The organism is Stutzerimonas stutzeri, from assembly GCF_019090095.1.
GTDB lineage: Bacteria > Pseudomonadota > Gammaproteobacteria > Pseudomonadales > Pseudomonadaceae > Stutzerimonas > Stutzerimonas stutzeri_AN.
This window is the reverse complement of record NZ_JAGQFP010000001.1, coordinates 1609848-1623822: the sequence shown is the minus strand read 5'-3', so window position 1 is coordinate 1623822 and position 13975 is coordinate 1609848. Positions and strand designations below refer to the sequence as shown.

Annotated in this window: 17 protein-coding genes; all 17 read left to right on the top strand. The window is 60.6% G+C overall.

All coding sequences use genetic code 11. The features are described 5' to 3' along the window. The first annotated feature begins 69 nt into the window (after nucleotides 1–69). The 17 genes from trmJ (at nucleotide 70) to KVO92_RS06965 (ending at nucleotide 13973) form a co-directional block, all read left to right on the top strand. Nucleotides 70–906, top strand: coding sequence for a tRNA (cytosine(32)/uridine(32)-2'-O)-methyltransferase TrmJ (gene trmJ / locus KVO92_RS07045; protein ID WP_254621304.1), 837 nt, complete (start codon nucleotides 70–72; stop codon nucleotides 904–906). Next, nucleotides 906–1682, top strand: coding sequence for a serine O-acetyltransferase (gene cysE, locus KVO92_RS07040; RefSeq protein WP_217474891.1), 777 nt, complete (start codon nucleotides 906–908; stop codon nucleotides 1680–1682). The genes trmJ and cysE overlap by 1 nt, the downstream gene beginning before the upstream one ends. A 179-nt stretch (nucleotides 1683–1861) precedes the next feature. Continuing rightward, the gene (gene iscR / locus KVO92_RS07035) at nucleotides 1862–2353 is read left to right on the top strand and encodes a Fe-S cluster assembly transcriptional regulator IscR (protein WP_021209493.1); all 492 of its coding nucleotides are present in this window, start codon (nucleotides 1862–1864) and stop codon (nucleotides 2351–2353) included. Nucleotides 2354–2383: 30 nt separating this feature from the next. Next, a complete protein-coding gene (locus KVO92_RS07030; RefSeq protein WP_217474890.1) occupies nucleotides 2384–3598 on the top strand; it encodes an IscS subfamily cysteine desulfurase in 1215 nt (404 codons plus the stop codon). Nucleotides 3599–3640: 42 nt separating this feature from the next. Beyond that, nucleotides 3641–4033 carry a Fe-S cluster assembly scaffold IscU gene (gene iscU, locus KVO92_RS07025; protein ID WP_021209491.1) on the top strand — a complete coding sequence of 131 codons (393 nt, stop codon included), beginning with the start codon at nucleotides 3641–3643 and terminating at the stop codon, nucleotides 4031–4033. A gap of 10 nt (nucleotides 4034–4043) precedes the next feature. Continuing rightward, on the top strand, nucleotides 4044–4367 hold the full coding sequence (gene iscA / locus KVO92_RS07020; protein WP_217474889.1) for an iron-sulfur cluster assembly protein IscA: 324 nt from the start codon (nucleotides 4044–4046) through the stop codon (nucleotides 4365–4367). Nucleotides 4368–4374: 7 nt separating this feature from the next. Then, nucleotides 4375–4896 carry a co-chaperone HscB gene (gene hscB / locus KVO92_RS07015; protein ID WP_217474888.1) on the top strand — a complete coding sequence of 174 codons (522 nt, stop codon included), beginning with the start codon at nucleotides 4375–4377 and terminating at the stop codon, nucleotides 4894–4896. 42 nt (nucleotides 4897–4938) lie between these two features. Continuing rightward, the gene (hscA, locus tag KVO92_RS07010; protein WP_217474887.1) at nucleotides 4939–6801 is read left to right on the top strand and encodes a Fe-S protein assembly chaperone HscA; all 1863 of its coding nucleotides are present in this window, start codon (nucleotides 4939–4941) and stop codon (nucleotides 6799–6801) included. Between the two features lie 6 nt (nucleotides 6802–6807). Then, complete coding sequence (gene fdx / locus KVO92_RS07005; RefSeq protein ID WP_217474886.1) at nucleotides 6808–7146, top strand: ISC system 2Fe-2S type ferredoxin; 339 nt, start codon at nucleotides 6808–6810, stop codon at nucleotides 7144–7146. A gap of 14 nt (nucleotides 7147–7160) precedes the next feature. Next, nucleotides 7161–7358, top strand: coding sequence for a Fe-S cluster assembly protein IscX (iscX, locus tag KVO92_RS07000; protein ID WP_217474885.1), 198 nt, complete (start codon nucleotides 7161–7163; stop codon nucleotides 7356–7358). A 158-nt stretch (nucleotides 7359–7516) separates the two neighbouring features. Continuing rightward, complete coding sequence (gene ndk / locus KVO92_RS06995) at nucleotides 7517–7948, top strand: nucleoside-diphosphate kinase (protein ID WP_021209485.1); 432 nt, start codon at nucleotides 7517–7519, stop codon at nucleotides 7946–7948. Between the two features lie 20 nt (nucleotides 7949–7968). After that, entirely contained in the window at nucleotides 7969–9117 is a 1149-nt protein-coding gene (rlmN, locus tag KVO92_RS06990) for a 23S rRNA (adenine(2503)-C(2))-methyltransferase RlmN (RefSeq protein ID WP_217474884.1), read from the top strand. Between the two features lie 14 nt (nucleotides 9118–9131). After that, nucleotides 9132–9890 carry a type IV pilus biogenesis/stability protein PilW gene (gene pilW / locus KVO92_RS06985; protein ID WP_217474883.1) on the top strand — a complete coding sequence of 253 codons (759 nt, stop codon included), beginning with the start codon at nucleotides 9132–9134 and terminating at the stop codon, nucleotides 9888–9890. After that, nucleotides 9887–10879: a RodZ domain-containing protein gene (locus KVO92_RS06980; RefSeq protein WP_217474882.1), complete on the top strand. Its 993-nt coding sequence runs from the start codon at nucleotides 9887–9889 to the stop codon at nucleotides 10877–10879. Before pilW ends, KVO92_RS06980 begins: the two co-directional genes overlap by 4 nt. 2 nt (nucleotides 10880–10881) lie before the next feature. Then, nucleotides 10882–11994: a flavodoxin-dependent (E)-4-hydroxy-3-methylbut-2-enyl-diphosphate synthase gene (gene ispG, locus KVO92_RS06975; RefSeq protein ID WP_217474881.1), complete on the top strand. Its 1113-nt coding sequence runs from the start codon at nucleotides 10882–10884 to the stop codon at nucleotides 11992–11994. A 14-nt stretch (nucleotides 11995–12008) separates the two neighbouring features. After that, a complete protein-coding gene (hisS, locus tag KVO92_RS06970) occupies nucleotides 12009–13292 on the top strand; it encodes a histidine--tRNA ligase (protein ID WP_217474880.1) in 1284 nt (427 codons plus the stop codon). A 39-nt stretch (nucleotides 13293–13331) separates the two neighbouring features. After that, nucleotides 13332–13973, top strand: a complete 642-nt coding sequence (locus KVO92_RS06965) for a YfgM family protein (RefSeq protein WP_217474879.1) — start codon at nucleotides 13332–13334, stop codon at nucleotides 13971–13973. Nucleotides 13974–13975: the final 2 nt, after the last annotated feature.

Sequence of the window (13975 nt, the reverse complement as noted above, 5' to 3'; positions counted from 1 at the left end):
AAAGAAAGCCGGCAATTCTATCAGAAAGCTCGTCCGGGTGTTATGGGCTTGAAGGTCGCCGGGGTGGCAATGGCGAAGGCGCAAGGCCTTCCTGTAAGCTTTCGTTTTGCTTTTTGGTCGAGAACAACAGTGTCGCTTCAGAACATTCGCGTGGTGCTGGTCAATACCAGCCATGCCGGTAACATCGGTGGCGCGGCCAGGGCCATGAAAAATATGGGTCTGTCCCGTCTGGTCCTGGTCGACCCAGAAGATTTCCCGAGTCCTGATGCCGTTGCCCGCGCCTCGGGTGCGACGGATATTCTCGATTCCGCGCAAGTCGTTGCGACGCTGGAGGAGGCGTTGGTGGGGTGCAGCCTCGTATTGGGAACCAGTGCGCGCGATCGGCGTATTCCCTGGCCGCTGCTCGATCCTCGCGAAACCGGTTCGGTCTGCCTGGAGCAGGTCGAGCGTGGAGGGGAGGTCGCGCTGGTGTTCGGCCGCGAATACGCAGGGCTGACCAACGAGGAGCTGCAACGCTGCCAGTACCATGTGCACATACCCTCGGATCCGCAGTTCAGCTCGTTGAATCTCGCGGCCGCGGTACAGGTGCTTGCGTACGAGGTGCGCATGGCCTGGCTTGCGGCAAACGATCAGCCCAGCAAGCAGGAGAAGCTCGAAACCACCTCGATGCTCAATGCGCAGCCGGTGACGGCCGACGAGCTGGAGCATTACTACGGGCATCTCGAACAAACCCTGATCGAGATCGGTTTTCTCGATCCGGCAAAGCCGCGGCACCTTATGCCTCGCTTGCGCAGGCTTTACGGTCGCAGCGGTATCAGCAAGCTGGAAATGAATATCCTGCGTGGCATTCTCACCGAAACCCAGAAAGCCGTCCGCGGCGAACCCCACAAGCGGAGATCTGATTGATGTTCGAACGCATGCGCGAAGATATTCAGAGCGTATTTCATCGCGATCCGGCGGCGCGTAACGCGTTCGAGATTGTTACCTGCTATCCGGGATTGCATGCGGTCTGGTTTCATCGGGTGTCGCACTGGCTGTGGCGGAACGACTGCAAGTGGCTCGCGCGAATGAATTCGAACCTGGCGCGCTGGCTGACCGGAATCGAGATCCATCCGGGGGCGCAGATCGGTCGTCGCTTCTTCATCGATCACGGGATGGGAATCGTGATTGGCGAGACGGCGCAGATCGGCGATGACGTGACGCTCTATCATGGCGTCACGCTCGGTGGCACCAGCTGGAACAAGGGCAAGCGCCATCCAACCCTCGAAGATGGGGTGATCGTCGGTGCCGGGGCGAAGATTCTCGGGCCATTTACCGTGGGCGCGGGTGCCAAGGTCGGCTCCAATGCCGTGGTAACGCGTGCGGTCCCGGCTGGCGCTACTGCGGTCGGGATTCCGGGTCGGGTGATCGTCAAGGCGGACGACGAGCAGGAGGCCAAGCGCAAGGCGATTGCTGAGAAGATCGGCTTCGACGCCTATGGCGTGACCGAAGACATGCCTGACCCGGTGGCGCGGGCGATCGGTCAGCTACTCGATCACGTCCAGGCAGTCGAAGAGCGTATGGAGGGCATGTGCCAGGCGTTGACTGCACTGGGCAGCGATTACTGTGCCAAGCGTATGCCCGAATTGCGCGAGGAAGATTTCGCCGAGGTCAAGAGCGTGGGCGATGAGCCGCGCGCCTGAAGTGCGGCAAGCGGAGCGTGCTGCTATCATGCGTGACCTCCAACTGGCGCGGTGGCGTTTGGTCCTGCGTTCTCCTATCGCCTACGGCGAAAGTCCGAGTAATTCGATAGGTCTTATAGTTGATGTAAATAGTCGGGTATTGCATACTTGCCTCAAACCATGATGCTTGGTGCGAACCGATGCGACTGACTACCAAAGGCCGTTACGCCGTTACTGCGATGCTCGACCTTGCGCTGCATGCGCAGCACGGGCCGGTGTCCCTTGCGGATATTTCCGAGCGGCAAGGCATCTCCCTTTCTTACCTTGAACAACTGTTCGCCAAGCTGCGCCGTGGCAGCCTGGTAACCAGCGTCCGAGGCCCGGGTGGCGGTTATCAGTTGTCCCGCGAGATGGCGGGCATTCAGGTGGCGCAAGTAATCGATGCGGTCAACGAGTCGGTCGATGCCACTCGTTGCCAAGGGCTGGGCGATTGCCATTCGGGCGATACCTGCCTGACCCATCACCTGTGGTGCGATTTGAGCCAGCAGATCCATGAGTTTCTCAGCGGTATCAGTCTGGCGGATCTGGTGATGCGTCGCGAGGTTCAGGAAGTGGCTCTGCGCCAGGACATGCGTCGCGCCAATGGTCAGACCTCGCAACTGGATAAGATTGAAGCGTCCGCCGTCGAGTGAGCAGGACGACAGCCTGATAGGAGATACCTGATGAAGTTGCCGATATACCTGGATTATTCAGCTACCACGCCGGTCGATCCTCGCGTTGCCGAGAAAATGATCGAGTGCCTCACCGCCGAAGGTAACTTCGGTAATCCGGCATCGCGGTCCCATGCCTTTGGTTGGCGCGCCGAGGAGGCGGTTGAGAATGCTCGCCGCCAGGTGGCTGAACTGGTCAACGCCGATCCCCGTGAAATCGTTTGGACCTCGGGGGCGACCGAGTCGGACAATCTCGCAATCAAGGGTGCTGCCCACTTTTACGCGTCCAAAGGTAAGCACATCGTTACCAGCAAGATCGAGCACAAGGCGGTTCTGGATACGGCTCGCCAGCTGGAGCGTGAAGGTTTTGAAGTGACCTATATCGAGCCGGGCGAAGACGGCTTGATCACCCCGGCGATGGTCGAGGCTGCGCTGCGTGACGACACAGTGCTGGTGTCCATCATGCATGTGAACAACGAGATCGGCACGATCAACGACATCGCGGCCATCGGCGAACTGACCCGTGCGCGTGGTGTGCTGTTCCATGTCGATGCCGCTCAATCAACCGGCAAGGTCGAAATCGATCTGGAAAAGATGAAGGTCGATTTGATGTCATTCTCGGCGCACAAGACATATGGCCCCAAAGGTGTCGGAGCGTTGTATGTGCGTCGCAAGCCGCGTGTGCGCCTCGAAGCCCAGATGCATGGTGGCGGCCATGAGCGCGGTATGCGTTCGGGTACGCTTGCACCGCACCAGTCGGTGGGCATGGGCGAGGCTTTCCGCATTGCCAAGGAAGAAATGGCAGCGGAGAGCGAGCGCATCGCCAAGCTGCGTGACCGTTTCTTCAAGCAGGTCGAGCATCTGGAAGAACTGTACGTGAACGGCAGCATGACCTCCCGGGTGCCGCACAACCTGAACCTGAGCTTCAACTACGTCGAGGGCGAGTCGCTGATCATGGCGCTCAAGGACCTGGCGGTTTCCTCTGGTTCAGCGTGCACGTCCGCTTCGCTGGAGCCGTCCTACGTATTGCGTGCACTCGGTCGAAACGATGAGCTGGCGCACAGCTCGATCCGTTTCAATTTCGGCCGCTTCACCACCGAAGAAGAAGTTGATTACGCCGCGCAGAAGGTCAGCGAGGCGGTTACCAAATTGCGTGAGCTTTCACCCTTGTGGGACATGTTCAAGGATGGCGTCGACATCTCCAAGGTCGAGTGGGCTGCCCACTGATCCGTCGAGTTCCACATAGCCTGATTCAATGAGGATTGCACCATGGCATACAGTGACAAGGTCATTGACCATTACGAAAATCCCCGCAACGTCGGCAAGTTCGACGCTGAGGATCCTTCCATCGGTACCGGTATGGTCGGCGCGCCTGCGTGCGGCGACGTGATGCGCTTGCAGATCAAGGTCAACGAGCAGGGCATCATCGAAGATGCCAAGTTCAAGACCTATGGCTGCGGCTCGGCCATTGCCTCGAGCTCCCTCGCCACTGAGTGGATGAAGGGCAAGACGCTGGAGGAGGCGGAAACCATCAAGAACACCCAGCTGGCTGAAGAGCTGGCGTTGCCGCCGGTGAAAATTCACTGTTCGGTGTTGGCGGAGGACGCAATCAAGGCGGCCGTTCGCGACTACCGTGAGAAGAAAGGGTTGCCTCAGGCCTAAGGGGGTATCGATGGCTATCAGCATGACGACTGCCGCAGCCAATCACGTACGCCGTTCGTTGGAAGGGCGCGGCAAGGGCCTTGGCGTTCGGTTGGGGGTGCGCACCACCGGGTGTTCCGGCCTGGCGTATGTCCTGGAATTCGTCGATGAGGCGGCTGCGGAAGATTCGATCTTCGACAGCCACGGCGTGAAAGTCATCATCGATCCGAAAAGCCTGGTGTACCTCGATGGGACGGAGCTCGACTTCGTCCGCGAGGGGTTGAACGAAGGCTTCAAGTTCAACAATCCCAACGTCCGTGGCGAATGTGGCTGCGGCGAGAGCTTCAATATCTGAGGACGCTGTGGGAACTCTTTGTCACTTTGCGCTGTTCGAATTGCAGCCCGCGTTCGATCTCGATCTGGACATGCTTTCGTCTCGTTATCGCGAGCTCGCCCGCAAGGTTCACCCTGATCGGTTCGCCGATGCGGGTGAGACGGAGCAGCGGTACGCCATTGAGCGCTCGGCGAATCTGAACGAGGCCTATCAGACGCTGAAAACCCCTTCGCGCCGGGCTCGCTATCTGCTTACGCTGCAGGGGCGAGAGATGCCGCTGGAGGCAACGGTTCAGGACCCAGCGTTCCTGATGCAGCAGATGCAATGGCGGGAGGAGCTCGAAGAGCTGCAAGACGATGCGGATTTCGCCGGCATCGCTTCCTTCAAGGCGCGCCTCAAGTCGGCTCAGCATGCGTTGAACGAATCGTTCGCGCCTATCTGGCAGGACGACTCGCAGCGCGAAGAGGCGGAGCGGCTGGTGCGCCGTATGCAATTCCTCGACAAATTGTCACAGGAAGTGCGCCAGCTGGAAGAGCGCCTCGACGATTAACCCTGCGCAGCGCAGAAGCGTTGCGCCCGATATCAGACAGACATGGCCTTACTTCAGATAGCTGAACCCGGACAAAGCCCGCAACCCCACCAGCGTCGTTTGGCAGTTGGCATCGATCTGGGCACCACCAATTCGCTTGTGGCTGCCCTGCGTAGCGGTGTCACGGCGCCACTGGCCGATGCCGACGGCGAGGTGATACTGCCCTCTGCAGTGCGTTATCACCCCGATCACGTCGAAGTGGGGCATAGCGCCAAGCAAGCCGCGGCCAGCGATCCATTGAACACCATCCTGTCGGTAAAGCGCCTGATGGGGCGTGGTGTCGGTGACGTGAAGCAGCTCGGTGGACAATTGCCTTATCGCTTCAGCGAAGGGCAGTCGCAGATGCCGTTCATCGAGACGGTCCAGGGCGCCAAGAGCCCAGTGGAAGTCTCGGCCGAGATATTGCGCACGCTGCGCGAACGGGCCGAAGCCGTGCTGGGTGGAGAGCTGGTCGGGGCTGTGATCACAGTGCCGGCGTATTTCGATGAGGCGCAGCGGCAGGCCACCAAGGATGCTGCCCGGCTGGCCAACCTGAATGTGCTGCGCCTGCTCAACGAGCCTACCGCCGCGGCTGTCGCCTATGGTCTGGACCGCGCGGCGGAAGGCGTCGTGGCGATCTATGACCTGGGCGGTGGCACGTTCGATATCTCGATCTTGCGTCTGACTCAGGGCGTGTTCGAGGTACTGGCGACCGGCGGAGACACGGCGCTGGGCGGCGATGATTTCGACCATGCCGTTGCCGGCTGGATACTGGCGCAGGCTGATGCCTCGCAGGATCTCGATCCTGGCGCGCAGCGCGAAGTGCTGAAGATCGCATGCGATGCAAAGGAAAAGCTCAGCAATGCGGACTCCGTCGAGGTGCGTTATGGCGATTGGCATGGCGCGCTGACCCGAGAAATATTCAATGAGCTGATTGATCCGCTGATCGCGCTGAGCCTCAAGTCCTGTCGGCGCGCGCTGCGCGATTCGTTCGTCGAGCTGGACGAGGTGCATGCGGTCGTCATGGTGGGTGGCTCCACGCGGGTGCCTCGCGTGCGCGAGCGGGTCGGCGAAATGTTCGGTCGCGATCCGCTGACCGATATCGATCCCGATCAAGTCGTCGCCATCGGTGCGGCGATTCAGGCCGAGACGCTGGCTGGCAACAACCGGGATGGCGAGGAGCTTTTGCTGCTCGATGTGATTCCGCTGTCGCTGGGACTGGAAACCATGGGCGGGCTGATGGAGAAGATCATCCCCCGTAACACCACGATCCCCGTTGCCCGAGCGCAGGATTTCACCACGTACAAAGATGGCCAGTCGGCCATGATGATTCACGTCCTGCAGGGCGAGCGCGAACTTATCGCCGACTGCCGCTCGTTGGCGCGCTTCGAGCTGCGCGGTATCCCGCCGATGGTGGCCGGCGCCGCGAAGATTCGTGTGACCTTCCAGGTCGATGCCGATGGCTTGCTCAGCGTGTCGGCGCGCGAGTTGGCCTCTGGCGTCGAGTCGAGCATCCAGGTGAAACCTTCCTACGGTCTGACCGATGGAGAAATCGCGCGGATGTTGGAAGACTCCTTTCACAAGGCCGGCGAAGACAAGGCGGCGCGTGCCCTGCGCGAGCAACTGGTGGATGCGCAGCGGTTGCTCGAAGCGGTCGAAGGCGCTCTGGCAGCCGACGGCGATCGCCTGCTCAGTGGCGAGGAGCGCGAAGCCATCGAGTCGCAAATGCAGCGTTTGCAAGCGCTGCTCGAAAGCGATGATGGCGTTGCCATCGAGCGGCAAGTCAAGCGCTTGAGCCAGATCACCGATGCCTTCGCCGCGCGCAGGCTCGACTCCACCGTCAAGGCTGCACTGGCCGGACGGCGGCTTAACGACATCGAGGAATGACCTAGAATGCCGCAGATTGTTTTTCTACCAAACGCTGATCATTGTCCCGAGGGGGCGGTGGTGGAAGCGCAGCCCGGTGAGACGGTGCTCGATGCTGCATTGCGGAACGGCATCGATATCGAGCATGCCTGTGAAAAGTCCTGTGCATGTACGACCTGTCACGTCGTGATTCGTGAGGGTTTCGCGTCGCTGGAGGCTTCGGACGAGCTGGAAGATGACATGCTGGACAAGGCGTGGGGGCTCGAGCCCACTTCTCGGCTGTCCTGTCAGGCCGCTGTCGCGGATGTCGATCTGGTGGTCGAAATTCCGAAGTACACGATCAACCAAGTCTCCGAAGGCCATTGAGGGCGAGGTGAAACATGGCGCTGAAATGGACTGATGTGCTGGATATCGCGATTGAACTGGCTGAGCGCAAGCCGGACGTGGATCCGCGTTATGTGAATTTTGTCGAGCTGCACCGCTGGGTGGTCGAATTGCCGGATTTCGAGGACGACCCGCAACGTGGTGGTGAGAAGGTGCTGGAAGCTATCCAGGCGGCCTGGATAGAGGAGCAATAGAAGCTCGATTTCGACGCCGCAACATGGGGCTGTGTCGGCCCTGCCCTGGGGATGCTGCGCCAAGCGGCATTCACCCACTCTTATAATTTCAATCCGGACCCGCGTATAATTCGCGGGTTTACTCGTTTGCTTTAACCCCATCCTGTCTGGAGTTTTAAATGGCCCTGCAACGCACTTTCTCCATCATCAAGCCTGACGCTGTCGCCAAGAACGTTATCGGCGAAATCACTTCCCGGTTCGAAAAGGCCGGCCTGCGCGTCGTCGCTTCCAAGATGGTCCAGCTGTCCGAGCGTGAAGCCGGTGGTTTCTATGCTGAGCACAGCGAGCGCGGCTTCTTCAAGGATCTGGTTGCCTTCATGGTCTCCGGCCCGGTCATCGTCCAGGTACTCGAGGGTGAAGACGCTATCGCCAAGAACCGCGAGCTGATGGGCGCGACCAATCCTAAAGAAGCGGCTCCGGGCACCATTCGCGCCGATTTCGCCGTATCGATCGATGAGAACGCGGTTCACGGTTCCGACTCCGAAGCCTCCGCTGCTCGCGAAATCGCCTATTTCTTCTCCGCCACCGAAGTGTGTGCCCGCATTCGCTAATCAGGCGAAGGTGAATCCAGATGACCGTTATGACCGGTAAAGTAAATTTGCTGGGGCTGACTCAGCCTCAGTTGGAAAGCTTCTTCGATTCGATCGGGGAGAAGCGTTTTCGCGCCGGGCAGGTGATGAAATGGATTCACCATTTTGGCGTCGATGACTTCGACGCCATGAGCAACATCGGCAAGGCTTTGCGCGAGAAGCTCAAGGCCTGCGCCGAGATTCGCGGCCCCGAGATCGTCAGCGAGGACATCTCCACCGACGGCACCCGTAAATGGGTCGTGCGTGTGGCTTCGGGTAGCTGTGTGGAAACCGTCTACATTCCGCAAGGTGGGCGTGGGACGCTCTGCGTTTCGTCCCAGGCTGGCTGTGCGCTGGATTGCAGCTTTTGCTCGACGGGCAAGCAAGGCTTCAACAGCAACCTCACCGCCGCTGAAGTCATCGGCCAGGTATGGATCGCCAACAAGTCCTTCGGCACCATTCCGGCCAAAATCGATCGCGCCATCACCAACGTCGTCATGATGGGGATGGGCGAGCCCTTGCTGAACTTCGACAACGTCGTCGCCGCCATGCAGATCATGATGGACGATCTCGGTTACGGTATTTCCAAGCGCAAAGTGACGCTGTCGACATCCGGCGTGGTGCCGATGATCGATGAGTTGTCCAAGGTGATCGATGTCTCTCTGGCGCTGTCGCTGCATGCACCGAACGATGCGCTGCGTGACCAGTTGGTACCGATCAACAAGAAATATCCGTTGGATATGCTGCTTGCGGCTTGCCAGCGCTACATTTCCAACCTGGGCGAGAAGCGAGTTCTCACCATCGAATACACGCTCTTGCAGGGCGTCAACGACCAGCCCGAGCATGCCGAAGAGATGGTCACGTTGCTGGCCAAAATTCCCTGCAAGATCAATCTGATTCCGTTCAACCCCTTCCCGCATTCCGGATATGAGCGGCCGAGCAACAATGCGATCCGTCGTTTTCAGGACATCCTGCATAAAGCCGGGCACAATGTGACGGTTCGGACGACACGGGGCGAAGACATCGACGCTGCGTGTGGCCAACTGGTTGGGCAGGTGCTGGATCGAACACGCCGAAGCGAGCGCTACATCGCGGTGCGACAGCTGCAATCAGAGCCCGTGCCGGCACCCGCTGCTACGAATCGTTCCTGAGGGGGAAGTTGTCGATGATCCTGCGCGTTGCGCTGCTGTTCTTGCTCGTTGGCCTCATGGCTGGCTGCGTATCTTCCGGGTCGGGCAATCCGATGCGTACTTCGGAAGGCCGCGACGAGGCGCGAGATGCCTACATCCAGCTGGGTATCGGCTACTTGCAGGAAGGCGAGTCCTCGCGAGCGAAAACACCGCTGCGCAAGGCTTTGGAGATCGACCCCAACAGCGCGGATGCGCATGCAGCGCTGGCCCTGGTATTCCAGAACGAAATGGAAAACCAGCTGGCCGATGAGCATTATCGCAAGGCTTTGTCGAGCCGCAACGACGCTCGTATCCTCAACAACTACGGCAGCTTTCTGTTCGAGCAGCAGCGCTACGAAGAAGCCATGGAGCGCTTCTCCAAAGCTGCCGAAGACAACCTGTACCCTGGTCGTTCACGTGTCTTCCAGAACATGGGCATGACCGCGTTGAAGCTTGGCCAGCGTTCACAGGCCGAAACCTATTTCACGCGCGCCTTGCGTCTCGATAGCCGGCAGCCAGGCGCGCTTCTCGAACTGGCGATCATGGCCTACGAGGACAAGCAATACGTTCCGGCGAAGCGCTATTACGATGGGTTCAGCAGCCTTTCCGAGCAGACGGCGCGCAGTCTGCTGTTAGGCATTCGTCTGGCGAAAATCCATCAGGACCGGGACCAGGCGGCGAGCCTGGCGTTGCAGCTCAAGCGCCTCTACCCGGGCACGCCTGAATATCAACAGTTTCTTTCGGAGCAACGATGATAGCGCCCCATTCCGAGACCGCTGCCCCGACGGCCCTGGGCAATCCAGGTGAGACCCTTCGTGCTGCCCGCGAGAGCAAGAACTGGTCGCTTGCGTCGGTCGCCAAGCAGCTCAACCTGTCGGAACGCTCGCTCAGTCAGATCGAGGCCGGCGATTTCAGTCAGATGCCCGGGCATACCTTTGCCCGTGGCTATGTTCGTGCTTACGCCAAACTGCTGGGATTGGACCAGAATCGGCTGGTGCAGCAGTTCGATCAACATACCGGTACCGATGCCACGGGCAGTAGCGTCAATAGCCTCGGGCACATCGACGAACCCGTGCGTCTTTCGCGTAGCATGGTGCGTTTTTTCACATTGCTGCTGACGCTGGTAATCGCGGTCGGTGCCTATCTCTGGTGGCAGGATCGTACTGCCCGTAACGCCGCCGGACCTTCGGTTACGGCTCTCGAGCGAATCGAGGTGGAGGCGGCAGACGGCACGACCGAAATTCATCTGCTGGATCGCGCTGACGAGCCGGAGGAGCCTGCCGCCAGCGAACCCGCAGCAAGCGAGCCGTCCGCAACGGAAGCTGAGCCGGTAGATCAGGCCCCGCCGACCGCCGAGGGCGCGGAATCGCCAGTGGCGGAGTCGCCGGCAGCCGACGCATCTGCACAGGCGGCCGAAACAGCACCTACCGGCGAGACCGAGGCCGCGCCTGCCGTGACGGAAACCCCGACAGTCGCCGCCGAGCCAACGCCCGTCGCTCCGGGGGAGGGCCGGCTCACCCTGGACTACAGCGCAGACTGCTGGACACGAATCACCGACGCGGACGGCAAGGTGCTTTACAGCGGCCTGGCCAAGGGGGGTAGCAGCCGCACACTGGTTGGCAAAACCCCTCTGGACGTGCACCTGGGCTTTGCATCCGGTGTGCAGGTCAGCTTCAACGGCGAACCCGTCAGTCTTTCTGGCAAAACGCGTGGCGAAACCGCGCGTCTCAAGCTCGGACAGTAATCATGCATAGCGAGTCCCCTATCAAGCGCCGGCCTACTCGAAAGATCTGGGTCGGCAATGTACCGGTCGGTGGCGATGCGCCTATCGCCGTGCAGAGCATGACCAATACCGAAACCTGTGATGTCGAGGCGACCGTCGCCCAGATCGAGCGCCTGCAGAATGCCGGTGCCGACATCGTGCGGGTCTCGGTGCCTTCCATGGAGGCTGCCGAAGCCTTCGGCAAGATCAAGCAACGGGTCAGCCTGCCGTTGGTGGCCGATATCCACTTCGATTACCAGATTGCGCTGCGGGTCGCTGAGCTCGGTGTCGATTGCCTGCGTATCAATCCCGGTAACATCGGCCGCGAAGACCGTGTGCGCGCCGTCGTCGAAGCGGCGCGCGATCGGGGCATACCGATCCGCATCGGCGTTAATGCCGGCTCTCTGGAAAAGGACCTGCAGAAGAAATATGGCGAACCCACGCCCGAAGCGCTGGTGGAGTCGGCCCTGCGTCATGTCGAGCACCTCGACCGGCTGAACTTCCCCGACTTCAAGGTCAGCGTGAAAGCCTCCGACGTGTTCATGGCTGTTGCGGCGTATCGCTTGCTGGCGGACAAGATCGAGCAACCGCTGCACCTGGGCATCACCGAGGCGGGTGGCCTGCGGTCCGGAACCGTGAAGTCGGCGGTCGGCCTGGGCATGCTGCTAGCCGAAGGCATCGGCGACACCATTCGGATTTCGCTGGCAGCCGATCCGGTCGAGGAGATCAAGGTCGGTTTCGACATTCTCAAATCGTTGCGTCTGCGCTCGCGCGGCATCAACTTCATTGCCTGTCCCAGCTGCTCGCGGCAGAACTTCGACGTGGTCAAGACCATGAACGAACTGGAAGGGCGGCTCGACGACCTGTTGGTTCCGATGGACGTCGCCGTGATCGGTTGCGTGGTCAATGGTCCGGGGGAGGCCAAGGAGGCGCATATCGGGCTGACCGGCGGTACCCCTAACAACCTCATTTATATCGACGGCAAACCCGCGCAGAAGCTGAACAACGAAAACCTGGTCGACGAGCTGGAGCAGCTGATCCGCCGCAAGGCCAGCGAAAAGGCTGAGTCCGATGCCGCGCTGATCCTGCGTAGCTGATTTAAGGAACCGATTTGAGCAAGTCCCTGCAAGCCATCCGTGGCATGAACGACATCCTGCCGGCCCAGACGCCGGTCTGGCGCTACCTTGAGACGACGTTCGCCCAACTGCTCGACAGCTATGGGTACAGCGAAATCCGCCTGCCCATCCTCGAGTTCACCGACCTGTTCGCACGGGGCATCGGCGAGGGCACCGATGTGGTCGACAAGGAGATGTATACCTTTCTCGACCGCAACGAAGAGTCGCTGACGCTACGCCCTGAAGGCACGGCCGGCTGCGTGCGTGCCGTGCTCGAACATGGCATGACCGGTGGCGGTCAGGTGCAGAAGCTCTGGTATGCCGGCCCGATGTTTCGCTACGAAAAACCGCAGAAGGGGCGGTACCGTCAGTTCCATCAGATTGGGGTAGAGGTTTTCAATCAGCCTGGCCCGGATATCGATGCCGAGCTCATCGTCTTGACCGCCCGGCTCTGGAAGCGCCTCGGAATGTCCGATGCGGTCACGCTGCAGCTCAACAGCCTGGGGTCCAGCGAAGCTCGCGCGACCTACCGAGACGCGCTGGTCGCATATCTGCAACAGCATTACGAGCAGCTCGACGAAGACAGCCAGCGCCGGCTGACCAGCAACCCGCTGCGCATTCTGGACAGCAAGAACGCCCAGACCCAGGCGTTGCTGGTCGATGCGCCAACGCTGCATGACTACCTCGACGACGAGTCGCGAGCTCACTTCGAAGGCCTCAAGGCGCGTCTCGAGGCGGCCGGGATCAGCTATCAGATCAACCCTAAGCTGGTGCGCGGTCTGGACTATTACGGTCGCACCGTCTTCGAATGGGTCACTGACAAGTTGGGCGCGCAGGGCACCGTCTGTGCCGGTGGCCGCTATGACGGACTGGTCAGCCAGTTCGGCGGCAAGCCTACGCCGGGTGTGGGGTTCGCCATGGGCATCGAGCGCCTGGTGCTGCTGCTGGAAACCCTGGAGCTGGTTCCGGAGGAACTGAATCAGCCCGCGCATGCCTTCATTTGCGCCTTCGGCGAAGCCGCCGAATTGGCGGCGCTCGGCTTGGCCGAGCGGCTGCGTGATGCCTTGCCGGGCCTTCGCCTGCTGGTCAATGCCGGTGGCGGTAGCTTCAAGAGCCAGTTCAAGAAAGCCGACAAGAGCGGTGCGCGCTATGCGCTGATTCTGGGTGACGACGAACTGGCAGGGCGCGTGGTAGGTTGCAAGCCGCTGCGTGACGACAGCGAACAACAAAGCATTGCCTGGGATGCTCTACCCGAGCGTCTGGCTGCCTGTCTGGCTTGAGCGGACGGGCCTGAATTTAGCGATTGAAGGAGTGACAGTGTGACCTCGGGTACCGAAGAAGAACAGCTGGCGCAGATCAAGGAGTGGTGGCAGCGCAACGGTAAGCCGTTGCTGCTGGGAGGCGCACTCGCGCTGGTGGTGGTGTTTGGCTGGCAGTTCTGGCAGAAGCATCAGCTCAACCAGGCGCAGAGCGCCTCCGCCCTGTATCAGCAGTTGCTGAACGTTGCGCTGGCCGAGGGCGGAGCCGATACGGCCGAGGTCTCACGACTGGGCAATCTGCTGAAGAAGGAATTTTCCGGTTCGCACTACGCCCAGTACGGCAGCCTCTTCCTGGCCAAGGTGGCGGTGGAGACGGGACGTCTCGATGAGGCGGCGGCGGACCTGCGCAGCGTGCTGGATAAGCCTGCCGACCAAACCCTCGAAGAGCTCGCTCGTCAGCGACTGGCGCGTGTGCTGTCGGCGCAGGACAAAGCCGAGGAAGCGCTGGCGTTGCTGAAAGGCGAGGCCGTGAAGGCCTTTGCTGCCAGTCGCGAAGAGCTCAAAGGCGACCTGCTCGTCCAGCTGAAGCGTCCGGATGAAGCGCAAGCGGCCTATTCCAAGGCGAAAGATTTGCTCTCGCAGGATGCCGCAATCGGTGGCCTGCAGTTGAAACTGGACGACCTGGCTCGTGGAGAGGCGTGAAC